Source organism: Streptomyces sp. NPDC057438, assembly GCF_042802995.1.
Taxonomy (GTDB): Bacteria; Actinomycetota; Actinomycetes; order Streptomycetales; family Streptomycetaceae; genus Streptomyces.
Map to the genome: position 1 here is coordinate 48200 of NZ_JBHVDD010000001.1, position 25031 is coordinate 73230.

At 71.8% G+C, this 25031-nt stretch carries 25 protein-coding genes; 14 read left to right on the top strand and 11 right to left on the bottom strand.

The window, feature by feature from the left end; translation table 11 throughout:
* Nucleotides 1–225: 225 nt before the first annotated feature.
* Both ACFU5F_RS00210 and ACFU5F_RS00215 read left to right on the top strand, forming a co-directional pair.
* Nucleotides 226–975: a response regulator transcription factor gene (locus ACFU5F_RS00210; protein WP_383879929.1), complete on the top strand. Its 750-nt coding sequence runs from the start codon at nucleotides 226–228 to the stop codon at nucleotides 973–975.
* A 12-nt stretch (nucleotides 976–987) separates the two neighbouring features.
* Entirely contained in the window at nucleotides 988–2580 is a 1593-nt protein-coding gene (locus ACFU5F_RS00215; RefSeq protein ID WP_383879931.1) for an ATP-binding protein, read from the top strand.
* Between the two features lie 28 nt (nucleotides 2581–2608).
* Here the strand turns inward: ACFU5F_RS00215 and ACFU5F_RS00220 are convergent, their stop codons facing one another.
* Both ACFU5F_RS00220 and ACFU5F_RS00225 read right to left on the bottom strand, forming a co-directional pair.
* Nucleotides 2609–3124: a hypothetical protein gene (locus tag ACFU5F_RS00220; protein WP_383879933.1), complete on the bottom strand. Its 516-nt coding sequence runs from the start codon at nucleotides 3122–3124 to the stop codon at nucleotides 2609–2611.
* 136 nt (nucleotides 3125–3260) lie between these two features.
* Nucleotides 3261–4013: a transglutaminase domain-containing protein gene (locus tag ACFU5F_RS00225; RefSeq protein ID WP_383879935.1), complete on the bottom strand. Its 753-nt coding sequence runs from the start codon at nucleotides 4011–4013 to the stop codon at nucleotides 3261–3263.
* A 307-nt stretch (nucleotides 4014–4320) separates the two neighbouring features.
* Here ACFU5F_RS00225 and ACFU5F_RS00230 point away from each other — a divergent pair, with 307 nt between their 5' ends.
* Nucleotides 4321–4842: an ATP-binding protein gene (locus ACFU5F_RS00230; protein WP_383879937.1), complete on the top strand. Its 522-nt coding sequence runs from the start codon at nucleotides 4321–4323 to the stop codon at nucleotides 4840–4842.
* Between the two features lie 19 nt (nucleotides 4843–4861).
* Here ACFU5F_RS00230 and ACFU5F_RS00235 read toward each other — a convergent pair whose 3' ends face one another.
* From ACFU5F_RS00235 to ACFU5F_RS00250, 4 genes are all read right to left on the bottom strand, one after another.
* Nucleotides 4862–5257 (bottom strand): molybdopterin-binding protein, encoded by a 396-nt coding sequence (locus ACFU5F_RS00235; RefSeq protein WP_383879938.1) that lies wholly within the window; start codon nucleotides 5255–5257, stop codon nucleotides 4862–4864.
* 91 nt (nucleotides 5258–5348) lie between these two features.
* Complete coding sequence (locus ACFU5F_RS00240; protein WP_383879939.1) at nucleotides 5349–6596, bottom strand: pyridoxal phosphate-dependent aminotransferase; 1248 nt, start codon at nucleotides 6594–6596, stop codon at nucleotides 5349–5351.
* Between the two features lie 86 nt (nucleotides 6597–6682).
* Nucleotides 6683–7573 carry a class A beta-lactamase gene (bla, locus tag ACFU5F_RS00245; protein WP_383880413.1) on the bottom strand — a complete coding sequence of 297 codons (891 nt, stop codon included), beginning with the start codon at nucleotides 7571–7573 and terminating at the stop codon, nucleotides 6683–6685.
* 379 nt (nucleotides 7574–7952) lie between these two features.
* Nucleotides 7953–8390 (bottom strand): hypothetical protein, encoded by a 438-nt coding sequence (locus tag ACFU5F_RS00250; protein ID WP_003974483.1) that lies wholly within the window; start codon nucleotides 8388–8390, stop codon nucleotides 7953–7955.
* Between the two features lie 988 nt (nucleotides 8391–9378).
* Here ACFU5F_RS00250 and hemL point away from each other — a divergent pair.
* From hemL to ACFU5F_RS00290, 8 genes are all read left to right on the top strand, one after another.
* Complete coding sequence (gene hemL, locus ACFU5F_RS00255) at nucleotides 9379–10698, top strand: glutamate-1-semialdehyde 2,1-aminomutase (protein WP_383879941.1); 1320 nt, start codon at nucleotides 9379–9381, stop codon at nucleotides 10696–10698.
* Nucleotides 10695–11369: a histidine phosphatase family protein gene (locus tag ACFU5F_RS00260; RefSeq protein ID WP_383879943.1), complete on the top strand. Its 675-nt coding sequence runs from the start codon at nucleotides 10695–10697 to the stop codon at nucleotides 11367–11369. Before hemL ends, ACFU5F_RS00260 begins: the two co-directional genes overlap by 4 nt.
* A gap of 471 nt (nucleotides 11370–11840) precedes the next feature.
* Nucleotides 11841–13118: a hypothetical protein gene (locus ACFU5F_RS00265; RefSeq protein ID WP_383879945.1), complete on the top strand. Its 1278-nt coding sequence runs from the start codon at nucleotides 11841–11843 to the stop codon at nucleotides 13116–13118.
* Between the two features lie 89 nt (nucleotides 13119–13207).
* Nucleotides 13208–13807 carry a TlpA family protein disulfide reductase gene (locus tag ACFU5F_RS00270; protein ID WP_383879947.1) on the top strand — a complete coding sequence of 200 codons (600 nt, stop codon included), beginning with the start codon at nucleotides 13208–13210 and terminating at the stop codon, nucleotides 13805–13807.
* Between the two features lie 10 nt (nucleotides 13808–13817).
* Nucleotides 13818–14597, top strand: a complete 780-nt coding sequence (locus ACFU5F_RS00275; RefSeq protein ID WP_383880415.1) for a cytochrome c biogenesis CcdA family protein — start codon at nucleotides 13818–13820, stop codon at nucleotides 14595–14597.
* A 24-nt stretch (nucleotides 14598–14621) separates the two neighbouring features.
* Entirely contained in the window at nucleotides 14622–16436 is a 1815-nt protein-coding gene (locus ACFU5F_RS00280) for a cytochrome c biogenesis protein ResB (RefSeq protein ID WP_383879948.1), read from the top strand.
* Nucleotides 16433–17575: a c-type cytochrome biogenesis protein CcsB gene (ccsB, locus tag ACFU5F_RS00285; RefSeq protein WP_383879950.1), complete on the top strand. Its 1143-nt coding sequence runs from the start codon at nucleotides 16433–16435 to the stop codon at nucleotides 17573–17575. Before ACFU5F_RS00280 ends, ccsB begins: the two co-directional genes overlap by 4 nt.
* 362 nt (nucleotides 17576–17937) lie before the next feature.
* A complete protein-coding gene (locus ACFU5F_RS00290; RefSeq protein ID WP_383879951.1) occupies nucleotides 17938–19596 on the top strand; it encodes an alpha/beta hydrolase in 1659 nt (552 codons plus the stop codon).
* 178 nt (nucleotides 19597–19774) lie between these two features.
* Here the strand turns inward: ACFU5F_RS00290 and ACFU5F_RS00295 are convergent, their stop codons facing one another.
* The 3 genes from ACFU5F_RS00295 to ACFU5F_RS00305 form a co-directional block, all read right to left on the bottom strand.
* Entirely contained in the window at nucleotides 19775–21712 is a 1938-nt protein-coding gene (locus ACFU5F_RS00295; protein ID WP_383879953.1) for a hypothetical protein, read from the bottom strand.
* Between the two features lie 73 nt (nucleotides 21713–21785).
* The gene (locus ACFU5F_RS00300) at nucleotides 21786–21914 is read right to left on the bottom strand and encodes a DUF397 domain-containing protein (RefSeq protein WP_383880418.1); all 129 of its coding nucleotides are present in this window, start codon (nucleotides 21912–21914) and stop codon (nucleotides 21786–21788) included.
* Nucleotides 21856–22818, bottom strand: a complete 963-nt coding sequence (locus tag ACFU5F_RS00305) for a Scr1 family TA system antitoxin-like transcriptional regulator (protein ID WP_383879955.1) — start codon at nucleotides 22816–22818, stop codon at nucleotides 21856–21858. The genes ACFU5F_RS00300 and ACFU5F_RS00305 overlap by 59 nt, the downstream gene beginning before the upstream one ends.
* A gap of 122 nt (nucleotides 22819–22940) precedes the next feature.
* Between ACFU5F_RS00305 and ACFU5F_RS00310 the strand changes: the two genes are divergently transcribed.
* Genes ACFU5F_RS00310 through ACFU5F_RS00320 form a run of 3 tightly spaced genes read left to right on the top strand, consistent with a single transcriptional unit; the run spans nucleotide 22941 to nucleotide 23840 of the window.
* Complete coding sequence (locus ACFU5F_RS00310) at nucleotides 22941–23150, top strand: hypothetical protein (RefSeq protein ID WP_383879957.1); 210 nt, start codon at nucleotides 22941–22943, stop codon at nucleotides 23148–23150.
* The gene (locus ACFU5F_RS00315; protein WP_383879958.1) at nucleotides 23147–23575 is read left to right on the top strand and encodes a hypothetical protein; all 429 of its coding nucleotides are present in this window, start codon (nucleotides 23147–23149) and stop codon (nucleotides 23573–23575) included. The genes ACFU5F_RS00310 and ACFU5F_RS00315 overlap by 4 nt, the downstream gene beginning before the upstream one ends.
* A gap of 52 nt (nucleotides 23576–23627) precedes the next feature.
* Nucleotides 23628–23840: a hypothetical protein gene (locus ACFU5F_RS00320; protein WP_383879960.1), complete on the top strand. Its 213-nt coding sequence runs from the start codon at nucleotides 23628–23630 to the stop codon at nucleotides 23838–23840.
* Here ACFU5F_RS00320 and ACFU5F_RS00325 read toward each other — a convergent pair.
* Nucleotides 23837–24223 (bottom strand): GntR family transcriptional regulator, encoded by a 387-nt coding sequence (locus tag ACFU5F_RS00325; protein ID WP_383879962.1) that lies wholly within the window; start codon nucleotides 24221–24223, stop codon nucleotides 23837–23839. The two genes, ACFU5F_RS00320 and ACFU5F_RS00325, sit on opposite strands and share 4 nt — an antisense overlap.
* Nucleotides 24216–25007 (bottom strand): hypothetical protein, encoded by a 792-nt coding sequence (locus tag ACFU5F_RS00330; RefSeq protein ID WP_383879964.1) that lies wholly within the window; start codon nucleotides 25005–25007, stop codon nucleotides 24216–24218. Before ACFU5F_RS00330 ends, ACFU5F_RS00325 begins: the two co-directional genes overlap by 8 nt.
* Nucleotides 25008–25031 lie beyond the last annotated feature (24 nt).

Genomic DNA, 25031 nt, shown 5'->3' on the forward strand with positions numbered 1-25031 from the left:
GTCATGGTGTTTTAGATGCTTCCGACCCTTTGTACTCCATCTGCTCGCTCCGGCCGGGTTCCCGTGCGGGCGGGTGTCACACGGACGACGCTGCTCCGGAGGGGTAAGCCGAGCGCGCGGTCGGGGTGAGAGGCGGGTAACGGCCGGGGTGAGAGGCCGGTAAGAAGGACCGTCCGGCGCCCCTGACGAGGTGGTGGGCGCCCGTGACCTTGGCAGACTGGTGGGGTGCCCCAGAACGTGCTGCTCGCCGAGGACGACCGTGCCATCCGTCATGCCCTGGAACGCGCGCTGACCCTGGAGGGGTACGAGGTCACGGCGGTCGCCGACGGCGTCGAGGCGCTCGCCCAGGCCCACCGCACCCGGCCCGACGTGCTCGTGCTGGACGTGATGATGCCCGGCATAGACGGGCTCCAGGTCTGCCGTGTGCTGCGTGCGGAGGGCGACCGGACGCCGATCCTGATGCTCACCGCGCTCGTGGAGACCGCCGACCGGATCGCCGGCCTCGACGCCGGCGCGGACGACTACGTCGTCAAGCCCTTCGACGTCGAAGAGGTGTTCGCCCGGTTGCGCGCGTTGCTGCGGCGGACGGGCGGCGCGGACGGCTTCGCCCCGCCCCTCCCGCCGCCGGCCGCCGGCGCGGCGGCCGCCACCGCCACCGGGGCCCCGGAGACCGGCGGGCTGCTCGCGGCCGCCGGGCTGCGGATGGACGTGCAGGCGCGACGGGCCTGGCGCGGGACGCGTGAACTGGAGCTGACCCGCACCGAGTTCGACCTCCTCGAACTCCTCGTCCGCAACGCGGGCATCGTCCTCGACCACGCGACGATCTACGACCGCATCTGGGGCTACGACTTCGGCCCCGGCTCCAAGAACCTCGCGGTCTACGTCGGTTACCTGCGCCGCAAGCTCGACGAGCCGGGCGCGCCGGCGCTGATCCACACCGTGCGGGGTGTGGGGTACGCGCTGCGGGAAGACTGAGGGCGGCGTCCGGTGCCGCCGCGTCCCGTGCGGGCACTGTCCCGTCTGCTCTCCCGGCTGCGTCCGGTCCCCTCGCTGCGGGCGACGTTCACCGTGTCGTTCGTGGCGGTCGCGTGTGTCGTCACCGTCCTCGTCGGGATCCTCAGCTACAGCGCGGCGGCGCGGCTGGTGCGGGTCGACGAGCAGACCGTGTTCGCCGAGGTCGTGCGGGATCTGCGGGAGCTGGTCGAGCAGGACCGGCTGGCCCCGGAGGATTTCGCGCCGAGCGGCAGCGGCGGCCCGCGCGACGACCTGATCCGTTCCGGCCGCACGGACGTCCAGGTGCTCGGCCCGCGCGGGGAGATCCTGGAGAAGGGCGCTCCCGGGCTGCCCGTGCGCGACGCGGACCGCCATACGGCCGACGCGGCCCTGCCGGGGGTGATGGTCGAGCACGGCGAGGTCGAGGTCGGCGACGACCGCTACCGGGTGGTGACCGTCGCGCTGGGCGGCGGCCGGGGTGCCGTGCAGGTCGCGCAGGAGTTCAGCGACACCGAGGACCTGCTGCGGGAGCTGCAGCAGCGGACCCTGCTGTTCGTGTCCGGCATCGTCATCTCCGCCGGGCTGTTCGGCTGGTGGCTGGCCCGGCGGCAGACCCGGCGGCTCGTGCAGCTGGCGGGGGCGGCGGAGGACGTGGCGCGCACCGGGCAGCTGGGCATCCAGGTGCCGGTCGCGGGCCGGGACGAGGTGGGGCGGCTCGGCCGGTCCTTCGACCGCATGCTCGTCCGCCTCGCGCAGTCGGAGGAGGACCAGCGGCGGCTGGTCCAGGACGCGGGGCACGAGTTGCGCACCCCCCTCACCTCCCTGCGGACGAACATCTCGCTGCTCCGGCGCATCGACGAGCTGCCGCCCCGGGTGCGCGCGGAACTCGTCGACGACCTCTCCCAGGAGGCGCTCGAACTGACCGATCTGGTCAACGAGTTGGTGGATCTGGCGGCCGGGCAGTCCAGCACCGAGCCCGTGCAGCGGGTCGAACTGGCCGACCTCGCCGAGGAGGTCGCGGGGACCGCACGCCGCCGCACCGGCCGTGAGGTCGTCGTCCGCGTGGCCGGGGACACGACCGTGGAGGGCCGGGCCGGGGCCCTCCAGCGGGCCATCTCCAACCTGGTGGAGAACGCGGCGAAGTTCGACCGCGAGGGATCCGGCGCGATCGTGATCGTCGTGGCGCGGGGCTCGGCGGGAAGCCTGGGAGAGCTGGGCGGCCTGGAGGAGCTGGGGCAGCGGGCGGAGCCGGAAGACCCGCGCGCCCTGGAGGGTGCGGCGGGGCCGGGGGGCTTCGGTGAGCCGGGTGGCGTGCGGGAATCAGGGGGCGTGCGGGAAGCGGATGGCGGCTCGGATGTCGTCCGCGTCGAGGTCCTCGACCGGGGGCCGGGTGTCCCGGACTGTGACCTCGAACGCATCTTCGACCGCTTCTATCGTGCCCCGGACGCCCGCAGCCTGCCCGGGTCCGGGCTCGGGCTGTCGATCGTGCGCGCCGTGGCGGCAGCGCACGGCGGCGCGCCGTTCGCGTTCCGGCGGGAGGGCGGGGGCCTGGTGACCGGGTTCACGGTGCGGGGTGCGGGCGGGTGACCGGGGCGGGTGGCCCCGTCGGGCCGGGTCAGACGTAGGTCCAGCGCCAGGCGTTCGAGCGGTAGGCGCATGTGATCTCGGTGCCGTCCTCGGTGGTGGTGACGGCCCCGTGGTCGCTGTTGCGGCAGAACTGCCCCGCCGAGTAGCAGTTGCCGGAGTTGGAGACGATCGAGCAGGTCCCGGTGGTGTCCTCGTCCCCGGTGTCGTCGCTGGTGCCGGCGCCGCCGCTGCCGTCGCTGTCGGCCGCCTTCGCGGCGGCAGTCTTCGTGACGGTGACGGTGGGGCGCGGTTTCGCCTTCGCCTTGACCGTCTCGGTGACGGTCGGGCCGGGCTCGGGGGTCGCCGTCACGGTCGCCGTGACCGTCGCCCGGGGCTCGGTGGCGGCCCGCACGCTCTCCTGGCCGTCGTCCCCGGCGGAGCCGATGAGCGTGCCGGCTATGAGCAGGGCCGAGCCGCCGATCCACACGAGGACGCGCTTGTGCAGCGGGCGGCTGTCCGGCGGGCGGGGCGCCGGCGGCGTGGGGCTGGTGTACGGGTGGGTCATCTCGTCCCCCTGGGTGATTCGGGTGGAGTGACCGTAGTGCCCAGGGGCGTCTGATGTGAGGAAAGTGTGAGAGAGGTGGCCGTTCCGTGACCGGCGCGGGGGTGGGGCGGTCTTCCCGGACGCCGTCGGCGCTGCGTCAGGCGGTGGGGCGGGCCGCTCCCGCGCTCCAGCGGCCGAGCACCGGCTCGCCGAGGGTGCGGGCCGTCCGGCACAGGGTCTGGCCGTGGCGGGCGAAGAGTTCGTCGCGGTCGTCGAAGTGGCCGAGGTCGGCGACCACCTGGGCGGAGAGGTCACAGACGGCGCCGGGGGCCGCACCGCAGGCGTCCCACTGGACGCCGGTACGGGCGATCGCGTCGAAGAGGGTCTCGCCGCCCCGGTTGGAGAAGCCGTCGCCGCTCCGGGCGGGGGCGTCGAAGAGGTCGCCGATCGGGAGCCACGCGCCGCTGATCCTGAACTCCGGCCAGGCGAGCAGCACCTGCTCCGGCACGAACGGCTTCAGTCTCGGGAACCTCGGGTACCAGAAGCTGCCGTCCACGAGCAGCCCGCGCACCCGCGTCCGTACGCGCACGGCCCGGGCGACCGCCTCCAGCGCGGCCATCCGCTGACTGCACGAACCGCGCCGCAGCCGCAGGGTCCGCGACACACGCCGGCGGTCCTCCACCGAGTACACCGGCCGGACGTCCCGCGCGATGATCCGGTGCGCGGTCCGCAGCGCGTCACGCGGCGTCGCCTCGCTCAGCACCCGGCGCGCGAGCGCCCCGACCAGTGGGTCGTCGTGGTCCAGGATCGCCGTGGCCCGCGTGGACCCGGCCACACCCGCCGGCTCCCGGGCGGGCACCCCGGCCCGCCTGGTCTGCGCGTTGTACGACATGAGCAGCCGACTGGTCATGACAGTTCCGTCCCCGTACCCGTTCCCGCCCCCCGGGGGGAGCGCCGCCCGTCCCCTACGGGCGCCCGCCGCCCATCATCACACGGCGTCCGGGCCGGGCCGCGGCCGTTCGCGGCAAAGGCGGGCCGTGGCGCACCCGGCCGGGCGGCCCCGCTTTCGTAGTACTTCCACCGACCCCATTGCGGCGGCGCGAACACGCCGACTACGGTCGATCCTGCGCTCACGGAGAGTGCTCATCTGGTTACTCGCGCGCATCCGCCCGCACACGGCGCCGTACTCAGACTCCATCCCCTGGAGTTGATCACCCATGACCGAAACCGCCCATGGCCCCGCGGCCCCGCTCGCGGGCCTCGCCCCCTGGCTCTCCCCCGCGACGACGACGTACACCCTCACCTGTCCCTCCCTCGACACCTCCCCGCACATCGCCCGCGACTTCGTCGCCTCCGTCCTGCGCGCCCTCGACCTCGACGCCCTCGTCGACGCGGCGACCCTGTGCACCTCCGAGCTGGTCACGAACGCCTGTGTGCACGCCAAGGGCGGAGGGTCGGTGCTCCGGCTGGCGGTGGAGTCCTTCCGGGTCCGGGTGATCGTCTACGACGGTGACGAGAACCCGCCGGTCATGAGGGAGCCCGGCGCGGGCGGCTGGGAGGAAGGGGGCCGAGGCCTCCACCTCGTGGACGCCCTCACCGAGGGTCACTGGGGCACCTCCCGGGGCGACGGCCGCTCCCAGCCCGACGGCAAGGCGGTGTGGTTCGACCTGCCGGCCCCCGGCGGCCGGTACGAGCGCTGCCCAGGGGAGGACGGCCGGGCCGCGCCGGGCCTGTGGTGAGGCCGCCCGGGAAACCTGCTCAGGTGCGGTCGATGTGCACGTTGGTCGACTTCACGCGGGCCGTGGCCTCCATGCCGACCTCCAGCCCCAGTTCCTCCACGGCCTCCCGGGTGAGCAGGGAGACCAGGCGGTGCGGGCCCGCCTGGATCTCGACCTGGGCCGCCACGTCACCGAGCTTCACGGCGGTGACGATGCCGGGGAAGGCGTTGCGGGCCGAGGTGTACGGGGCGTCGGCCTCGTCGGCGGGGTCCGAGGCCAGCTCCACGGAGAAGGCGGCGAGGTCCGGGCCGTCGATGAGCCGGCGGCCGTTCTCGTCGCGGCGGGTCGCCACCCGGCCCGCGTCCGCCCAACGCCGCGCGGTGTCGGGGCTGACCCCGAGCAGCCGTGCGGCCTGACCGATCGTGTAGGACTGCATGGCGCCAAGATAAGCGCCGCGGGCAGCCCGCTCGGCCCGGCCGCCGCCGCACCCCTGCCGCCCGCCGGTGAACCGGCCGGACCGCCCCTGCTCAGCGCAGTGCCGTCAGGAACTTCCCCAGCCGGGCGATGCCCTCCCGCAGCTCGTCCGCCGAGGCCGCGTACGAGAGGCGGACGTGGGTGTCGGCCGTGTGCGAGCCGAAGTCCCGGCCGGGCGTCAGCGCGACGTGCGCCTCCCGCAGCGCCCGCTCGCAGAACTCCCAGGACGTCAGGCCGGTCCCGCTGACGTCGAAGTAGACGTAGAACGCCCCGTCGGGCGGCACCGGGACCGGCAGCCCGATCCGTGCCAGCCCGTCCAGGACGAGCGCGCGCCGCTCACCGAACTCCACCCGGCGGGCCTCGCAGACCGCCAGCGACTCGGGGGTGAAACAGGCGAGTGCCGCGTGCTGGGCGGGGGCGGAGGCGCAGAGGAAGTAGTTCTGGGCGAGGCGTTCCAGCGCCGGTACGAGGGCCTCGGGGACGACGCACCAGCCGAGCCGCCAGCCGGTCATGCCGAAGTACTTCGAGAAGCTGTTGATCACGACGGCCCCGGGGTCGTACGAGAGCGCGGTGCGCGGTGGGCGGCCCCGCTCGTCGTGATCGCCGAGGTCGAGGTAGATCTCGTCGACGAGACGCCACGCGTCGCGCTCGCGGGCCAGGCCGCAGAGCGCCGCCAGCTCGTCGGCGGGGACGGAGGTGCCGGTGGGGTTGGAGGGGGTGGCGACCATCACACCGCGCGTACGGCCCGTCCAGTGCGCCCGCACCGCCGCCGCGTCCAGCTGGAACCGGCTCGCGGCGGTGGTGGGCACGAGGGTGACCTCGGCGCCGAAGCTCTCCATGATCTGCCGGTTGCAGGGATAGGAGGGGTCGCCGATGAGCACCTCGTCGCCGGGGTCGACGAGGGCGGCGGTGGCCAGCACGAGCGCGGCGGAGGCGCCGGCGGTGACGACGATCCGGCCCGGGTCGACCTCGACGCCGTGCCGGTCCCCGTAGAACCCGGCGATGGCCTCCCGCAGGGCCGGCAGGCCGAGCGCCGCCGTGTACGTCATCGGCCGCCCGTCCATGACCTCCCGCATCGCCGCCACCACGGCCGGCGGAGCGCCGAAGTCCGGTTCCCCGAGGCTGAGTTTGACGACGTCATGGCCCTGCGCGGTCAGCGAGGCGGCCTCCTTGGCGAACTCCATGGCGTAGAAGGGGGCGACGGCCCGGGCCCGCCGCGAGACGCGCGCGCCTCCGATGTCCCCTGAAGCACCCGTACCGCTCACATCACTCATGCCGCTCACGTCGTTCACATCACTCATGCCGCTCATGCTGCGGCCCCGAGGGGGCCCGGGGCCAGCGCCGACCGACGTGCGGACGGTGCGGCCCCTGCCCCGACCGAAGGCCGCTACGCCGTGAGCGCCCCCGCGACCAGCCCCGCCGCCCTGGCCACCAGCGCATTGTCCGTGGGGCCCGCGGGGTCGTACTTGGTCGACAGGACGGACAGGACGAGAGGCGGGCGGCCGGGCGGCCACACGACGCCGACGTCGTTGGCGACCCCGTACGCCGACCCGCCGCCGGTCTTGTCCGCGAGCGTCCAGTCGGCGGGCAGGCCGGCCCGGAAACGCTCGACGTTCGTCGAGTTGGCGATCAGCCAGCCGGTCAGCAGCTCCCGGTCCGCGTCCGGCAGGGCCCGGCCCAGCAGGAGCCGCGCGTAGGTCCCGCCGATCGCCCGCGGGGTGGTGGTGTCCGTGACCCGCCACGGTTCCGCCGTGTTCAGCTCCGGCTCCCAGCGGTCGAGGCGGGTCGTCCGGTCGCCCAGCGAGCGGCAGAAACGGGTGATCGCGGTGGGCCCGTCCAGCTCGCGCAGCAGCAGATTGCCGGCCCCGTTGTCGCTGTGCGAGACGGTCGCGGCGCACAGCTCCCCGACGGTCATCCCGGCCGCGACGTTCTCGGCCGTACCCGTGACGGGGCGGTAGCCCGCCGCCTCGACGTACTCCTTCGTGTAGTGGATCCGCCGGGCGAGGTACGCGCCGTCGCGGTCGAGGTCCCGTAACACGGCCGCCGCGGCGAGGGTCTTGAACACCGAGCAGAGGGGGAACCGCTCGTGCGCCCGGTACGCCACCGTGCGTCCGGTCGCCGTGTCGTGGGCGAAGACCCCCAGCCGCGCGGCGTACTCCCGCTCCAGCTCGCCCAGTTGCCGCGAGAGCCCGGTGTCCCCGGGTGCCGCGGCGTGCGCCGACCCGGCGCCGAGAGCGCCGAGAGCGCCTACGGCCCCCAGGCCGCCGATGCCGAGCATCGTGCGGCGGCGAAGATGTGTTCCCTTGCTTTCCAAGGTCTTCCCCTCATGGAGTCGTGATCTCTTCCCGACTCCCTGAGACGCCACTCCCGTCACACGGGGTTCCCTCACAACAGGGCGGGCGCGTGGAACGGGCCCAGCCCCGTGGCGAGGTCGCGGTCGAGTCAGGAGCGGCGGGGCTCGGCGAGCAGCACGTCGACGCCGGCCGTGAGGATGCCGGGAATCTCGGCGAGTCCCATGACGTCGGGGGTCTCGCCGGGGCATGGGTGCGGTCGGCGCGCGTCGGGACCCGGCGCGCCGTCGGAACACGATGCGCCGGCCCGGCACATGACGAGGGCGGGGTCGCGAGAACCCCGCCCGGACCTCCCGAAAGGTCAGCTCACGGCCAGACCAGGCAGTACGGCTGATGCCCCGCCTCGTGCAGGCGGTGGCTGAAGTCCTGCCATTCGTGCAGCAGTTGGTAGACGTTGAAGGCGTCGCGGGGTCCACCGCGGTCCGGGACCGTCGACCAGATGAACGCGGCCGCGCCGACCGCTTCCTCGCCGATGCCGCGGAGCGGGTCGACGACGGTCATCGGGAGCTTGACGACGGCGTAGTCGGGGTGGAGGACGACCAGTTCCAGCGGCGGCACCTTGTGCAGGGGGACGCCCTCGATGCCGGTCAGCACCATCGCGGCCATCGTCTCCGGCTTGATCTTGGTGAACATGCCGTTCATGCCGAGTTCGTCGCCGCCGAGTTCCTCGGGGCGCATCGAGATCGGGACACGGGCCGCGGTCGCGCCGTCGGGCGCGCCGAAGTATTTGTACGTCACCCCCACCCGGCCACCATTCCCGCTCCCCGCCCGGAGCCGGTTGACCACGTGGTCCAGGCCGTCCACCCGGCCCGCGCTGTCCGCGCTCTCGACGCGGTCGGTGCGGTCCTTGCGGTCCGCGCGGCTCCTGCGCTCCGCGCGACTCCTGCGATCCACCAGGTCAGGCCGGTCCATCCGGTCCGTCTGATCCATTCCGTCCACACGATTGACGCGATCCACATGATCGGCACGATCCATACGGTCCATACCGTCCATACGGCTGCGGCGCCCGATCCGCTCAGGCCCGCCGCTCTGGATCCGGTCGGAACCATTGGACGGGATCCGGTCGGAACCGCTCTGTATACGGTCGCCACCGGTCTCGGGACGGCCGGAACCCGCTTCCGTGCGGTCGGTGTGGTCGGTACGGTCGGCGTCGCCCCGCGGACCGTGTGCGTCGTGTGTGCCGTGTGCACCCTGCGGACCGTACACGCCCGGCCGACCCTGCGGGACGTACGGGGGCTGTGACCCCGACGACCCCACCGGCCCCGAAGGCGCCGGTGGTGCGGCCGGGGGCGGCGGCACGGGCGGTACGGGGGGTGGTGTGGCGGGCGTGGGCGGCACGGCAGGCGGCACCGGCGTCGATCCCTGCGGGCCGGGGCCCGCCGGTCCGCTCAGCTCGCCCGGCGCGGTCCGTTCCGTGGGGGTGCCGCGCTCCGGGGATCCGCTCCGGTCGGCCGAGGCGCCCCGGTCGGTGGACGCGCCGCGCTCCTGACGGGTCTCCGCGGCCTCCTCCGCCTCGCGTCGGTGCCTGCCCCGCCGGGCACGACGAGGACCGAGGTCACCGGTCCCGTCGCCCAGTCCGCCACCGCGATGCATATCTCCACCCGAACGCATTTCTGGGCCGCGTGACCCCCGCCGCGCAACCCGATCATCGTGTCAGTGACCTCCCCCGCGACCGCTCGCCGAAACGTGTGCGCAAACACCAGTCGGCGGGATCTCCGGAGCCTCTGACACCATGGCCTGTGTGAGCTATCCGTACGAAGCCCCAGTTTCGCAGACTCTCTTCGCGCGCGCGGCGGCCGTCACGCCCGGCGGCGTGAACTCTCCCGTGCGCGCCTTCCGTGCCGTGGGCGGTACGCCCCGGTTCATGGTGTCCGGTACCGGTCCCTATCTGACGGACGCCGACGGCCGTGAATATGTGGATCTTGTGTGTTCGTGGGGTCCCATGATCCTCGGGCACTCCCGTCCCGAGGTCATCGCCGCGGTGTCGGAGGCCGTCTCGCGCGGCACCTCCTTCGGTACGCCCGGCGAGGGCGAGGTCGCGCTCGCCGAGGAGATGGTGGACCGGGTCGGGCCGCTGGAGCAGGTGCGGCTGGTGTCCAGTGGCACCGAGGCCACCATGTCCGCGATCCGGCTCGCCCGCGGCTTCACGGGCCGGGCCAAGGTGGTGAAGTTCGCCGGGTGTTACCACGGTCACGTCGACTCACTGCTGGCCGCCGCCGGCTCCGGGGTCGCCACGTTCGCGCTCCCCGACACCCCGGGCGTCACCGGCGCCCAGGCCGGCGACACCATCGTGCTGCCCTACAACGACCTCGACGCCGTACGGGCCGCCTTCGTCGCCCACCCCGGTGAGATCGCCTGCGTCATCACCGAGGCGTCCCCGGGCAACATGGGCGTCGTACCGCCGCTGCCGGGCTTCAACCAGGGCCTCAAGGACGTGTGTGCCGAGCACGGCGCCCTGTTCGTCTCCGACGAGGTCATGACGGGGTTCCGCACCAGCCGCGCCGGATGGTTCGGCGTCGACGGGGTGGTCCCCGACCTGATGACCTTCGGCAAGGTCATGGGCGGCGGCTTCCCCGCCGCGGCCTTCGGCGGGCGGGCCGACGTGATGGCGCACCTCGCGCCCGCCGGGCCCGTCTACCAGGCCGGCACGCTCTCCGGGAACCCGGTCGCGACCGCCGCCGGGCTGGCGCAGCTGCGGCTGCTGGACGAGGCGGCGTACGACACCGTGAACGCGGTCTCCGCCCAGGTCCAGGGGCTCGTCACGGAGGCGCTCACCAAGGAGGGCGTCGCACACACGCTGCAGAACGCCTCCAACATGTTCTCCGTGTTCTTCACGGACACGCCCGTGCGGAACTACGAGGAGGCCAAGGCGCAGGAGTCGTACCGCTTCAACGCCTTCTTCCACTCGATGCTGTCGCAGGGCGTCTATCTGCCGCCGTCGTCGTTCGAGTCGTGGTTCCTGTCGACCGCGCACGACGAGCGGGCGGTTCAGCGGATCGCCGACGCCCTTCCGGCGGCGGCGCGGGCAGCAGCGGAGGCTTCGGCAGCATGAGTGACATCACGGTCGTCCACCTGATGCGGCACGGCGAGGTCGCCAACCCGGACGGGATTCTCTACGGGCGCCTCGGCGGGTACCACCTCTCCGACCTCGGGCGCCGGATGGCCGACCGGGTCGCGGAACATCTGGCGCCCCGGGACGTCACGCACGTCGTGGCCTCCCCGCTGGAGCGGGCGCAGGAGACGGCGACGCCGATCGCCAAGGCCCACGGGCTGGACCTCGCGACCGACGGGCGGCTCATCGAGGCGGACAACGTCTTCCAGGGCAAGACCTTCGGCGTCGGCGACGGCGCGCTGAAGCGGCCGGAGAACTGGAAGCACCTGGTCAACCCCTTCAAACCGTCGTGGGGTGAGCCGTACGTCGACCAGGTCGTCCGCATGATGGGGGCGCTCGACGCGGCGAAGGACGCGGCGCGCGGGCACGAGGCGGTGCTCGTCTCGCACCAGCTGCCGATCTGGATCGTGCGGTCGTACGTCGAGCGGCGGCGGCTGTGGCACGACCCGCGGCGGCGGCAGTGCACGCTGGCGTCCCTGACGACGTTCACGTACCAGGGCGACAGGATCGTGTCCGTCGGGTACAGCGAGCCCGCGCGGGATCTGGTGCCGCCGCATCTGCTGGCGGGGGCGAAGCCGGTGAAGGGGAAGGACAAGGCCTTCGGCGCGTGAGCGCGTGGGCGCTCCGCTGGGTGCGTGGCGATTCGCTTGGCGTGGGTGGTCGATTCGCTTGGCGTGGTGGGTTACGCGGGGCGGAGTGGGTGGTCGCGGTCGTGGCGGGCTGCGGGTGCGACGTGGTTGCTCGCCGCAGTTCCCCGCGCCCCTTCAAGACCTGGTGGTGCCCTGAGGCGCTGAGAGAGGCCGCCGTTGCGTCGTGGTCTGTCGCGCAGTTCCCCGCGCCCCTGGAAAGAACCTGGTGTCGGCCTGGGGGAAAGGGCTTTCGGGGGTGGAGGGCGGAAAAGTGGCCTGCGTCTCGTCCTCGTGAAACCCCTGGTGTCGGCCGGGGTCCAGTGGTCCGTGAGTTGTTCGTGGGCGTAAAGATTTTCGTTCGTCGGAGATCAATGGGAACCCCTTCGTCCTTTCGTGCCTCTCAGTCGGTGTGCTTCACGTGAACGGGTGCGTGGAATGACCGAGGGGGATGCAATGCGCGAGATATCGCGGAGGGGGATGCTCGGGCTCGGTGTCGGGGCGGGGGCGGCCGTGGGCCTGGGGCTGACCGGGTGCGGGACGGGGCTCGGGGGGAAGCCGGACGAGGCCGACGGGTCCGGGGGCGGCGGGAAGAAGCCGGGGAAGAACGGCAAGCCCGGCAAGAAGGCGAAGCCACTGGGTGACGGCTCGACCTCGTACACGGGGAAGCAGCCGAACCAGCCGGGCAAACCCCGGCCGCTGGCGCCCGGCGAGAAGCCGCCGCAGTTCGTGGTGTTCTCCTGGGACGGGGCCGGAGACGTCGGGAACGGGCTTTTCGAGCGGTTCCTGAAGGCCGGGCGGGATCATGACGCCCATATGACGTTCTTCCTCTCCGGTATCTATCTCCTCCCGGAGTCGAAAAAGCGCGTGTATCTCCCGCCGAACAACGCTCCCGGCGCCTCCGACATCGGTTATCTGACGGACGAGCACATCAAGTCGACCCTGGGTCACGTGCGCACGGCATGGCTCGACGGGCACGAGATAGGCACCCACTTCAACGGCCACTTCTGCGGTGGCACCGGCTCGGTCGGGAACTGGACGCCCAAGCAGTGGCGCAGCGAGATCGAGCAGGCGAAGTCCTTCGTCAAGGAGTGGAGGACCAACAGCGGCTGGACGGACGTCGAACCCCTGCCGTTCGACTACGACAAGGAGCTGATCGGCGGCCGTACGCCCTGTCTGCTGGGGCAGGAGAACCTGCTGCCCACCGCGCGCGAACTGGGCTGGCGCTACGACTCCTCCTCGCCCGGCGGCCTCCAGATGTGGCCCAAGAAGAAGCAGGGAATCTGGGACCTGCCGCTGCAGTCCGTGCCGTTCCCCGGGCGGAGCTTCGAGGTGCTCTCCATGGACTACAACATCATGTACAACCAGTCCCAGAACTCCACCCAGGCCCCTCCCGCCAACTACCCGGCCTACCGCACCCAGGCGACCGGCGCGTACGTCGCCGGGTTCCAGCGCGCGTACGAGACGAACCGGGCGCCGCTGTTCATAGGGAACCACTTCGAGGAGTGGAACGGCGGGGTCTACATGGACGCCGTCGAGGAGGCCCTCAAGCACATCGCGCGGGCCAAGGAGAAGGCCAAGGACGGGGAGATACGCATCGTCTCGTTCCGGCAGTTCGTGGACTGGATGGACGCGCAGACCCCGGACGTCCTGGCCAAGCTCCAGACCCTCGGGGTGGGGCAGCGGCCGACAGGCGGCTGGAAGGAGTTCCTGGGGTCCGGTTCGGCCGCCTGACCCCGGCGTCCGCATCCGCTCTGACCTGGCCCTACGGTGGCCGCTGACCCCGCCGTAAGCCCCCGAAACGGGCATGCGAAACTTTTCACATGAGTGTCCGTACGAGCCGCAGTCGTGCCGCTTTGCTCGCCGCCGGGGCCGCCATCCTGGTCATGACGCTGTCCGCCTGCGCGGGCGGCGGCATCGAGGGCGGGGGCGGTCAGACCGGGTTCGTCACCGGCTCCGACGGGATCGCGACGGTGAAGAAGGGGGACCGGGACACCGCGCCCGACCTCTCCGGCAAGACCATCGACGGCGACCGGCTCGACCTCTCCGCCTACAAAGGCAAGATCATCGTCCTGAACGTGTGGGGCTCGTGGTGCGCGCCGTGCCGCGCCGAGGCGCCCAACCTGGCGAAGGTCTCCGAGGACCTCGCCGACCAGGGCGTGCAGTTCGTGGGCATCAACACACGGGACACCAGTACCCGGCCGGCGGTCGCCTTCGAGGAGCAGTACAAGGTCACGTACCCGAGCTTGTACGACCCCACCGGCAAGCTGCTGCTGCGCTTCGAGAAGGGGTCGCTCAACCCGCAGCTGATCCCCTCCACGCTGGTCATAGACCGGGACGGCAAGCTGGCCGCACGCACGCAGCAGGCGCTCAGCGAGGGGAAACTGCGCAAGATGCTCAAGCCGATCCTCGCGGAGAAGTGACGTGCCCGGAATGTCCGTCGCGGCCGCCGCGCTGACCACGACCGCCACCGAGCTGAGCGACACCGTGTTCGACGGCGCCCTGCTGCTCGCCCTGCCGATCGCCGTCCTCGGCGGGCTCGTCTCCTTCTTCTCGCCCTGCGTCCTGCCGCTCGTGCCCGGCTATCTGTCGTACGTCACCGGAGTCGGCGGCACCGACCTGGTCGACGCCCGCCGGGGCCGGATGGTGGCCGGGGCCGGACTGTTCGTGCTCGGCTTCACCTTCGTGTTCGTCTCGGGCGGCGCGCTGTTCGGGTATTTCGGCCGCACCCTGCTCGAACACCAGGAGATCCTGACCAAGGTGCTCGGCGGGCTCATGATCGCCATGGGCCTGTTCTTCATGGGGCTGATGCCCTGGTTCACCCAGCGGGAGTTCCGTTTCCACACCAAGCCGGCCACCGGGCTCGTGGGCGCCCCGATACTGGGCGCGCTCTTCGGTATCGGCTGGGTCCCCTGCATCGGACCCACCCTCACCTCCGTCAACGCCCTCGCCCTCGAACAGGCCAGCGCCGGTCGCGGGGCCCTGCTGATGGTGGCGTACTGTCTGGGGCTGGGCCTGCCCTTCGTGCTCGCCGCGGTGGCCTTCCGCAAGGCGCTCGGCGCCTTCGCCTGGGTCAAGCGGCACTACGCGTGGGTGCTGCGCATCGGCGGCGGCATGATGATCACGATCGGACTGCTCATGCTGACCGGCGCCTGGGACCGCATCATTCAGGAGATGCAGGTCTGGTCCGCCGGCTTCACCCCTGGGATCTGAGCCAATGACGACGGACCTGAGCCAATGACGACGACCGACTCCGGCAACCGCGATAACGCCGCCCGGCCCGCGAGCGGGACCCCCGACGACAACGATCTCGGTGCCGCCGGTTCGCAGCTGTCCACCGCACCGGAGGAGGACGCGCCCAGCCTCCCCTCGCTCGGGGTGATCGGCTGGGCCCGCTGGTTCTGGCGGCAGCTGACGTCCATGCGGGTCGCGCTGCTGCTGCTGTTCATGCTGTCGCTCGCGGCGATCCCCGGCTCGCTGATCCCGCAGTCGGGCCAGGACGAGTCCCGCGTCGCCGACTTCATGCAGCGGCACGATCTTCTGGGGCCCCTCTACGAGAGGCTCGGGCTGTTCCACGTCTACAGCTCGGTGTGGTTCTCGGCGATCTACATCCTTCTCTTCGTCTCGCTCATCGGCTGCATCGTGCCCCGCACCGGGCAGTTCGTCGGCCAGCTCCGCGGCCGCCCGCCGGGCGCGCCCCGGCGCCTGACCCGGCTGCCCGCCTACGCGACCTGGCGCACGGAGGCCACGCCGGAGCAGGTGCGGGAGGCCGCGCTGAAGGCGCTGCAGAAGCGCCGGTTCCGCGCGCATGTCGCCGGGGACGCCGTCGCCGCCGAGAAGGGCTATCTGCGGGAGGCGGGCAACCTCGCCTTCCACATCGCCCTGATCGTGATGCTCGTCGCCTTCGCCTGGGGCCAGCTCTACCGGTCCGAGGGCAACAAGCTGATCGTGGAGGGCGGCGGCTTCGCCAACACCCTCACCCAGTACGACGACTTCAAGTCCGGCAACCTCTTCACCGCCGAGGACCTCAACCCGTTCAGCTTCGACCTCAGGAGCTTCCGGGGCACGTACGAGACGAGCGGCCCCAACAAGGGCACGCCGCGCGTCTTCGAGGCCGCCGTCGACTACACCGTCGGCGCCGGCGGCAAGCAGCGGTCGACCAGGATCGAGGTCAACAAACCGCTGGAGATCGGCGACTCGAAGGTCTACCTCGTCAGCCACGGCTACGCCCCCGTTCTCACCATCAGGGACGGGCGGGGCAAGGTCGTCTTCCAGGACGCCGCGCCGCTGCTGCCGCTGGACTCCAATGTCACCTCCACCGGTGCGATCAAGGTCATGGACGGTTACCGCGATGCCAAGGGCGTCTCGGAGCAGCTCGGTATCCAGGCCTTCTTCCTCCCGACGTACGGCGGCAAGAACACCGCCGTGGTCTCGCAGTTCCCCGCGCTGCTGAACCCCGTGCTCAACCTGCAGCCGTACCACGGTGACCTTCGGGTCAACGCGGGCATCCCGCAGAGCGTGTACCAGCTCGACAAGTCGAAGCTGAAGGAGTTCAAGGACTCCAAGGGCGCGCAGGTGCGGGAGAACCTGCGGATCGGCGAGTCGATGGCGCTGCCGAACGGTGCGGGCACGATCACCTTCGACGGGGTCAAGGAGTGGGCCGGCTTCCAGATCACCCAGCAGCCCGGCAGCGGGTGGGCCCTCGGCGGCGCGATCACCGCCATCCTCGGTCTCGCCGGCTCGCTGTTCATCCAGCGTCGGCGCGTGTGGGTGCGTGCGGTGGCCGGTCCCGACGGGGTCACCGTCGTCGAGATGGCCGGGCTCGGCCGCAGCGAGTCGGCGAAGGTGCCGGAGGAACTCGGTGACTTGGCGGCGGCCGTCCACGCGGAAGCCCCCACCGCCGCCGAGCCCGGTGCCGCTGAGCCCGACGCCGACAGCGAACCGTCCGCCGCCGCCCCGGCGCCACGATCCCCCGCGGACCCCCCAGCGGTTCCCGCGGACGACCCCCCGACCCCGACCCCGGCCGTACCCTCCGAAGGGGCTGAGAAGTGACTCTCGCCGCCGCCACCAACGAAAACCTCGCGAACCTCAGCAACACGCTGATCTACTCCGCGATGGCCGTGTACACCCTCGCCTTCTTCGCGTACATCGCCGAATGGCTGTTCGGGAGCCGGAGCAAGGTGGGCCGTACGGCCGCCGCGCTGACCGCCGACGCCAAGGACGCCAAGGACGCCAAGGACGCCCAGAAGGCGGACGCGCCCGCGGTGACGGTGAAGTCCGCCGGCGGGACCGGCGTCCTGGAGCGGCCGCAGGTGGTCGTGCGGGCCGCCGCCGGTGCCCGGGACGTGCCGGACGGGCCCGGCGCGCACGGCGGGGACGAGCAGGGCGACCTCTACGGCCGTATCGCCGTGTCCCTCACCGTGCTGGCGTTCCTCGTCGAGTTCGGCGGGGTGCTCACCCGGGCCCTCTCGGTGCAGCGGGCGCCGTGGGGCAACATGTACGAGTTCAACATCACCTTCTCCACCGTGGCCGTCGGGGTGTACCTCGCGCTGCTCGCGCTGAAGAAGAACGTCCGCTGGCTCGGGCTTCCGCTCATCACGACGGTCCTCCTCGATCTCGGTCTCGCCGTCACTGTCTTGTACACCGCCAGCGACCAGTTGGTTCCCGCCCTGCACTCGTACTGGCTCTACATCCACGTCTCCACCGCGATCTTCTGCGGCGCGGTCTTCTACGTGGGCGCGGTCGGCACGATCCTGTACCTGTTCAAGGACTCCTACGAGAGCAAGCTCGCGGGCGGCGGGCGGCCCGGCCGGTTCGCGACCTCCGTCATGGAACGGCTGCCCGCCTCGGCCTCCCTCGACAAGTTCTCGTACCGCGTCAACGCGGCCGTCTTCCCGCTGTGGACGTTCACGATCATCGCGGGCGCGATCTGGGCGGGCGACGCGTGGGGCCGCTACTGGGGCTGGGACCCCAAGGAGACCTGGTCGTTCATCACCTGGGTCGCCTACGCCTGCTACCTGCACGCCCGCGCCACGGCCGGCTGGAAGGGCCGCAAGGCCGCGTACATCGCGATCGTCGCCTTCGCCTGCTGGCTGTTCAACTACTACGGCGTCAACATCTTCGTCAGCGGCAAGCACTCCTACGCGGACGTCGGCATGGCCGTTCTGCACTCCGTCGGGCACGGAGCCTGACGGTCGGGTTTCCGCACCGCCGCTCCCGTACGACTTCCGTACACCGAAGGCCGGTTCTCCTGTGGCGTGGGCCGTGGGAACCGGCCTTCGGCGTGCGGACAGGGGAGGACCGACACCGACTTCGGGTTCGACCGGGCGCTGGACGGCATCGAGGTCCCGGTCGAGTCGCGACGCCGACGCCGTTCTCCCCGCGGCACTGAGAACACCGCCCGGGTCCGGCTCCCCTACAACTCAGGTATCACCAGCCCCTGTTGTGTCATTCCCAGGGTGGAGGGAGGCGCGGCCCGGCGAGGGATCCTCATGCAGGGCCGCTTCCTGAAGGATCTTTCCTGTCCGAACGTGTGACCGGAAGGATCGATTTCGTGCGCAGACGACGTCTCGTGCCCCTGTTAGCGGTGAGTGTCACGGCAACGCTGGTTCCCGCACTCGCCGTCTCGACGGCCACCGCGGCTCCGGCGGCCTCCTTGTCGACCACCTCGTCGTCGACCACCTCGTCGTCGACCGCCGAGGGCCCGCTGGACCGGTTCGTGAAGCAGAAGCCGAAGTGGAAGCGGTGCGACGCCGACGCTCCGGCGGCGTTGAAGTGCGCCACCATCAAGGTTCCGCTGGACTACCGGGCACCCGGCGGCAAGCGCATCGACCTGGTCATATCCCGGATCAGGAGCACCGCGCCCGACCAGCGCCACGGTGTCCTGTTCTCCAACCCCGGCGGCCCCGGGGGCCCGGGGATCTACATGCCGTTGGGAATGCAGGGGGCGCTTCCCAAAGCCGCACAGCGGAAGTACGACCTCATCGGCTTCGACCCGCGCGGTGTGGGACGGAGCAGCCCGGTCTCCTGCGGTCTGAAGCCGGGGGAGGAAGACTGGCTGCGGCCCTACAAGAAGAAGACGTTCGCCAAGGATGTCGCGTGGGCGCGCGGCGTCGCGAACAAGTGCGAGAAGAAGGCGGGTGCCACGCTCCGGCACATCACCACGCGCAACACCGCGCGCGACATGGATCTGATCCGGGCGATCCTCGGTGAGAAGAAGATCTCGTACGTGGGTTACTCGTACGGCACCTACCTGGGCGCCGTCTACACCCAGCTCTTCCCGCGCCGGGCCGACCGGTTCGTGCTGGACAGCGCGGTCGAACCGGCGCGCGCCTGGCGGGGGATGATCCAGTGGTGGGCGGAGGGCGCCGAGCCCGCGTTCGACCGGTGGACCGGGTGGGCCGCCGCGCGTTCGGAGAAGTACGGTCTCGGTGACACCCCGCAGGAGGTGGACCGGACCTTCTGGGACCTGGTCGCGCGGGCCGAGAAGAAGCCCATCGAGGTGGACGGGCAGCCGGCCACCGCTGATGACATCCGGAGCGGTATGCGCGGGGCGGTCTTCACCCCGGAGTACGCCTCCGAGGCAATGGTGGAGCTGAAGAAGGCCGCGGCCGGCAAGCCCGCCTCCGCGAAGAAGCTCGCGGTGTTCGCCGGCTCCGCGGGGATCGGGACGGCTGCCGCCGCCGGCGGCGGCAAGGTGCCGTCCGACAACTCGATGGCGAGCTTCTGGGCCGTGGTGTGCGGCGACAACTCGGCCGCGTGGTCCCGTGACCCTGAGAGCTACCGACGGGACGCCATCGCGGACAAGCGCCGCTATCCCCTCTTCGGTGACTTCGCGTCCAGCATCAAACCCTGTGCGTTCTGGGGCAAGTCCGTGGAACCGGCGACCAAGGTGAACAACAAGGTCGGCTCCCTGGTCGTCCAGAACGAGTGGGACTCGCAGACCCCGCTGCCCAGCGGTCAGGCCCTGCACGCCGACCTGAAGGGCTCGAGGATGGTCACCGTCCACGGCGGCGAGGGCCACGGCGTCTACCCGAACGGCATCGCCTGCTCGGACGGCACGGTCAACGGCTACCTGCTCACCGGAAAACTCCCGGCGAAGGACGTGACCTGCGAGGCGACGGCCGGCTCGAACGCGGAGGCACGGAAGAACCAGGAGCGGGACGCACTCCCCGGTTCTCCGCTCCCGGAGCGGGCCCCGGACCGTTTCTGAGTCCGTGGCTCGATCCCTACCCGCATGACCCCTCACCCGCATGACCCGTCGACCCGCATGACCCGTTGAAGACGGGGCGGACCTCCTGGCGAGGTCCGCCCCGTCGCCGTCGCCGGAGTCGAAGTCGAAGTCGAAGTCGGAGGGGTCGGCGCGGGGGGTGCCGCGGGCGGGTCTCCGGTCACCCCACGCGCAGCGGGCGGCCCGCGACCGCCTCGTCCGGCCAGTCCCTCGACGCCCGCCAGAGGAATACATCGTCGGCCGGGCGGGCGGCGGAGAGCTGTTCCAGCTCCTGGCGCATGCGCTCGGCGACTTCCGGATCGGGTAGGACGAGGGGATCCGTCAGCTGCCACACCGCGTGCAGCAGACGGCGTACGCGCGGGTGAAGGGCCGGGTCCGGGCGGCCGAGTGCCACCGTGCCCCGGTCGTCCGGGCCGTCCGTGTACGGGGCCGACGCGATGAAGACCAGGGACTCCAGCCAGTTGCGGGGGTCTGCCTCGCGGAACGTGGCGCTGAGGTGGGCCACCGCGAAGTCCGAGTTTCCCAGGGCGAGTTCATGGTGGGCGCGGTGGAGGGGGCGGGCGCTGCCGTAGTGGGTGGCGAGCGTGCGGTGGGCGTCCCGCCAAGCCGTGCGGTCCGGGTGGTCGGCATTGCCGTGGCGGAGCCGCAGCGACAACAGGGTCCGGAGGAACGGGTCGCCCACGAAGCGGTCGGGGGCGGGGCCGTGGCCTTCCGCCGCCAGGCGGTCTTCCAGAGCCCGTACGCCCGACGCGCCGAAACCGGCCGGGAGCCGGGACTCGGCGAGGGTGACGGCCGAGTCGTGGTCGTGGGCGAGGGCGAGGACGGCCAACTCGTCGAGGTGGTCCTCGTCCGGGAGGAGGTGGTCCAGCATCACCTGGTAGGCGGGGCGTCCGGCATGGTCGGCGAGCAGCAGGTCGGCCGGCCCGGTGCGCCCTCGGGGGAGGTTCCGGCGCGCCGATTCGGCCATGAGTGCCGTGCCGAGGGGGTTGCCGCCGGTCAACCGGTGAGCGGAGAGGATGAGTTGGGGCGGGACCGGCTGTCCGGGGCCGCAGGCCGCCTCCATGACCTGCCGCGTCTCGTCGGGGGACAGCGGCGGCAACGACACCAGCAGGGCGTGCGACGACGGCGTACCGCCCGGCGCCCAGCCCCCGGCCCCGGTCACCTCCGGCAGGGTGCGGCGGGCCGCGTTCCGCAGCGCCGGGTGACCCTGCCCCCGCAGCCCGGCGAAGAACGCCACCTGGTCGGCCCTGCCGTCGGCCCGGTCCCGCAGCACCGACTCCAGCAGCCGTCGCCCCGCCGCCTCCTGCACGTTGTCGAGCAGGATCACCGGCCGTCCCGTCCGCTGCGCCCGGGGCACGACCCCCGCGTACGCGTCGTCCAGGTCCGCGAGCAGTGCCCGTACGAGGTGGTGCTCGGCGTGGGTCCGGGCGTCGCCACCCGCCCTGAAGTGCCGGGAGAGGAGCACCAGGCCGAGCTTCGGGCTCCCCGCCGCGTGCGGATGGTCGCGGTACCAGACCGCGCCCCGGCGCAGCCGCCGGTGCGAGGACGACATCCCCTCGCTGAACGCCTCCAGCGCCGCCTCGATGATCGCCTCGACCACCGGCTGCCCCTGCAACGACATCGACGACACCAGCCGTGCCACGGCCTTGCCGACCCACCGTCCCGCCAGCCAGCCGCCCGTGTCGCTCAGCAGCAGGACCCGCTCGGCCTCCGCGCAGATCCTCGACAGTCCGCGATCACTCCAGCCCCCGGCCGCGACGGCGAGCAGCCCGCACGCGAGCCGGGGGAACGTGATCCGCCCGGCCCCGGCCACGGGCTCGCCGAGCTGCTCCGCGATCGCCGACAGGGCCTCGTAGGCGGGCGACCAGGTCTCCGGGGGCCGCCCCGGGGGAGGCCGGTCGAACCGCGTCTCCTCGCCGTCGATCAACGCGACGGGCGTACGGCCCCGGTGCGCCTCCCGCAGCTCCCGCAGCGCCGTGCTCTTGCCGAGCCCTCGGGCTCCCGCCAGCACGATGAAGGGGCGTTCCTCGGAGGGCCCGTACGCCGTGGGTATGTCGAAGAGGGCATGGGTCTGCGGTGTTGCCGTTGCCGTTGTCATAGCTGCTGTGGTTATCAACAGCTGTGGGGGGAGGGGCAGTTGTTTCGGAGTACGGCGAAGTCTGCCCGTTCGCTTACGAACCCGACCGCACGGCGCCTATGAAGGAGAGCCAGGCGGAGCGGTTGATGACCAGTACGGGGCCGTCAGGGTTCTTGCTGTCGCGGACGGGGACGAGGCCGCGGATATCGGGGGCGATCTCGATGCAGTCGCCGCCGTTGTCGTCGCTGTGAGTGCTCTTGATCCAGGTCGCCGTGCTCAGCCGGTACTCGTCCATGATCCCCGTACCCCTCCATCACGTCGCTGATCAGCGCGGCGGACTCGCGAGCTGACGGAGCGTCGGCCCTGAGCACATCATAGGTCTGGCTATGTCGTACGAAGACGGCCGGATCGTCGCTGAAGTAGCCACGGTCCAAGGTCTCCGAGTAGACCCACTTGTGTCCGTCCGGCATCGTGATCAGCGACATCGAACCGCTGGGGCGGATGACTCCAGGTCGGGCGGCCGGGGCGACCTGGATGTGGATGTTGGCCTGCTCGGCCACGTCGAGCAAGTGCGCACACTGGCCTTGCATGACGTCGGGGTCTCCGACGAGGTTGCGCAGACAGCTCTCGTCCAGCACCACGGCGTAGAACGGGCCGCCAGGCTCCAGGAAGCGCTGCTGTCGGCTCAGCCTGGCTCGCACACGCTCTTCCACCTCCTCGGAACTCCTGCGGCGACGGCTGAACAGCGCCTCCATGTAGTCCACCGTCTGCAACAGGCCCGGGATGACACGCTCGTGGTACGCCCGCAGATCGACAACCTCGGTGTCCATCTCGGCCCGGCGCTTGAACCAGTCCGGATGTTGAACCTCCGGATACCAGTCCACCTTGGCCCAGATGCGGGCCAACACCCCACCCGTGTCCAGCACCTCGTCGCACCGCTTCGCCAGCTGGTCGCTCGGCACCCGGGTGCCCGCCTCGACCTTCGCCACCTGTGAGCGGTCGCACGGGACCTCTCTCGCCAGTGCCTCCTGCGTCAGCAGCGCCGCCTCGCGGTAGTGCCGCAGCACCTCGCCGAACAGGGCCGAACTCCCCGCCCCGCCCGCCCCTTCCGCGTTCCGCCGCGTCATGACGACCCCCTCGTGCTGCCCGTGACAAAGGCGCAGTGCCACACGTACCGCATTGCTGGCGACCGTTCCCTTCGGCGACGCTGTGTACACCCAGAGTGACGAAACAGGGCTGTGGAGTGCGCGTGGAACCAGAGGGACAGCTTGTCTACGATCCGCGGACGCGGCGCGTGGGGGAGTACCGGGACAGGGGCGGGCCGTACGCGCTGCTGCGCCCGGTGGGCGGCGGCCGCGAGTGGGAGGCGGACCCGGGGACGCTGCGCCCGGCGACTCCGGCGGAGCGGCTCGGGGCAGAGGTCAAGGCGGCCAACCGCCGTACGAAGAGGAGGGTGTGACGTTGCGCCGGCAGGACTCTTTGGACCGCCCGCCCGTCCCGGTGCCCGGTTGCGCGGCCTGCGCCGAGCTGGCCGTACGGCGGGGTGAGGCGCGGGCCCGGTACGACGGGAGCGCGGAGACGGACGCGAACGTGCTGCTGCGGCACCACCAGCGACGGGAGCATGCCGGAGGCGGCCGCACGCGCCGTGTGCTCCGGTACGTGCCGTACGTCATCGCGCAGGACGCGACGGCGGAGCCGGAGTACGAGGCGCGGTGTGTGTCGGGGGACGAGACGGAGTGCGGCGCGGAGTCGGGCGTACGGAGTGATCCGGCGGCCGTGGAGGAGTGGCAGCGCAGGCACACCCAGGAGACCCGGCACCTGCGGTACCGGCGGAGCTTCGGCGACTACTCGGTGCTGGAGCCGCTGGAGGAGGTCCCCTCGTGAGGGCGGCCGTGCCGGCTCTTGCCCTCACCGACCGGTTCGACAGAATGATCGAATGGTGAACAGGGAGATCGACGAGGGTGCTGAGCGTGACGCGGGCGACGGGGCGTCGTACCCGGGCGTCGGGCTGGCCGTGGGCATGCTGATCGGTATCGCCGTCGGGATCGCGCTGGGAACAACGGTCTTCGACAACCTGGCGATGGGGCTGGCGCTCGGCAGCGGCGTGGGCGGAGTCCTCGGCGTCACCTTCTGGAGAGCGCGGCGCTAGCTGGGCCGGTCCGGGCCCAGGGCGTCGCGGACGGCGGTCAGGATGGACTCGGTGTCGACCCCCATGGCCCGGGCCGCTGCGGTGAAGTCGCGGGCAAGGGTGGCAAGTTGGGGGGCGTGCGGGCGTGCGGGGGCGGGGGGCGCCGCCACGCGGGTGCCGGCGCCCCGGCGGGTGCGGATCAGCCCGCCCGCCTCCAGCTCGCGGTAGGCGCGGGCCACGGTGCCGGGGGCGAGCCCGAGGTCCGTGGCCAGCTGGCGGACGGTCGGCAGCCGGTCGCCCTCGGCCAGCCGTCCGGTGACGATCAGCGCGGCGAGCTGCGCGCGGATCTGCTCGTACGGCGGGACCTGGCTGGTGGTGTCGACGCGGACGGCGGCCTCACTCATCGTCGGAGAGCTCCTCTGTCGCCTCGTCGTCGACGGCCCGGGGCGCCACCACGGTGACGAGGGACCAGACGACGGTGAACAGGTTCAGCAGGGCCAGCGGGTAGAACACCCAGAAGGTGAGCACGCCCAGCACGCCGGCGCAGCCCGTCTCCGTCAGCGCGAGGGAGACCATCAGCACGGCGTACAGCTGCTGGCTCGACACCAGGAGCCCCCAGGCCCCGGTGACCGCCCAGGCGCGGTCCCTGCGCTGCTGTTCCTCGCCCGGGCCGTGGGCGATGCGGCGCAGGGCCCAGACGCAGGTGGGGGTGGCTATGGCGAGCGCGCCGAACATCGGGAGGGTGTAGTACAGGCCGGGCCAGGGCCCGGCGGTCGCGCGCATCCCGTTGCAGGTGAGGGTGAGGACCCTGCCCGTGCTGAAGATGCGGGCGGGATCGACGGAGGCCGTGGCGGCCGTGATCACGAGCAGGACGGCCAGAGAGACGCCCTGGAGGGCGATCAGGGGCCCCATGCGCGGCGGGACGTGGTCCCTGACCAGGCGCGGGGCGAGACTCGCGGTGCGGACCGCCTCCTGGGGGCGCAGGGTCAGTGCGTCGGCGAGCAGTACTCCGGCCACGGCGCACAGGCCGAAGGCGGTGAGGCAGAACACCACGCGCTGCTCGAACTCGACGTCCCCCAGCGTGGACAGCGCCTGGGCGACCACGAGACCGATGGCCAGCCCGGACCAGCGGGCGTAGTGGTCGGCGTGGTCGAGGAGCCGGTGCTGGAACGGGGCGGTGTCGAGCATGCGGAGATCCCCCCGGATCATCTT

Excerpts from the sequence above, each read along its gene's own strand:
- ACFU5F_RS00220 (WP_383879933.1), bottom strand. The coding sequence starts at position 3,124 with ATGACCCACCCGTACACCAGCCCCACGCCGCCGGCGCCCCGCCCGCCG.
- ACFU5F_RS00225 (WP_383879935.1), bottom strand. The coding sequence starts at position 4,013 with ATGACCAGTCGGCTGCTCATGTCGTACAACGCGCAGACCAGGCGGGCC.
- ACFU5F_RS00230 (WP_383879937.1), top strand. The coding sequence starts at position 4,321 with ATGACCGAAACCGCCCATGGCCCCGCGGCCCCGCTCGCGGGCCTCGCC.
- ACFU5F_RS00235 (WP_383879938.1), bottom strand. The coding sequence starts at position 5,257 with ATGCAGTCCTACACGATCGGTCAGGCCGCACGGCTGCTCGGGGTCAGC.
- ACFU5F_RS00240 (WP_383879939.1), bottom strand. The coding sequence starts at position 6,596 with ATGAGTGATGTGAACGACGTGAGCGGCATGAGTGATGTGAGCGGTACG.
- bla (WP_383880413.1), bottom strand. The coding sequence starts at position 7,573 with ATGCTCGGCATCGGCGGCCTGGGGGCCGTAGGCGCTCTCGGCGCTCTC.
- hemL (WP_383879941.1), top strand. The coding sequence starts at position 9,379 with ATGGCCTGTGTGAGCTATCCGTACGAAGCCCCAGTTTCGCAGACTCTC.
- ACFU5F_RS00260 (WP_383879943.1), top strand. The coding sequence starts at position 10,695 with ATGAGTGACATCACGGTCGTCCACCTGATGCGGCACGGCGAGGTCGCC.
- ACFU5F_RS00265 (WP_383879945.1), top strand. The coding sequence starts at position 11,841 with ATGCGCGAGATATCGCGGAGGGGGATGCTCGGGCTCGGTGTCGGGGCG.
- ACFU5F_RS00270 (WP_383879947.1), top strand. The coding sequence starts at position 13,208 with ATGAGTGTCCGTACGAGCCGCAGTCGTGCCGCTTTGCTCGCCGCCGGG.
- ACFU5F_RS00275 (WP_383880415.1), top strand. The coding sequence starts at position 13,818 with ATGTCCGTCGCGGCCGCCGCGCTGACCACGACCGCCACCGAGCTGAGC.
- ACFU5F_RS00280 (WP_383879948.1), top strand. The coding sequence starts at position 14,622 with ATGACGACGACCGACTCCGGCAACCGCGATAACGCCGCCCGGCCCGCG.
- ACFU5F_RS00295 (WP_383879953.1), bottom strand. The coding sequence starts at position 21,712 with ATGACAACGGCAACGGCAACACCGCAGACCCATGCCCTCTTCGACATA.
- ACFU5F_RS00305 (WP_383879955.1), bottom strand. The coding sequence starts at position 22,818 with ATGACGCGGCGGAACGCGGAAGGGGCGGGCGGGGCGGGGAGTTCGGCC.
- ACFU5F_RS00320 (WP_383879960.1), top strand. The coding sequence starts at position 23,628 with ATGGTGAACAGGGAGATCGACGAGGGTGCTGAGCGTGACGCGGGCGAC.
- ACFU5F_RS00325 (WP_383879962.1), bottom strand. The coding sequence starts at position 24,223 with ATGAGTGAGGCCGCCGTCCGCGTCGACACCACCAGCCAGGTCCCGCCG.
- ACFU5F_RS00330 (WP_383879964.1), bottom strand. The coding sequence starts at position 25,007 with ATGCTCGACACCGCCCCGTTCCAGCACCGGCTCCTCGACCACGCCGAC.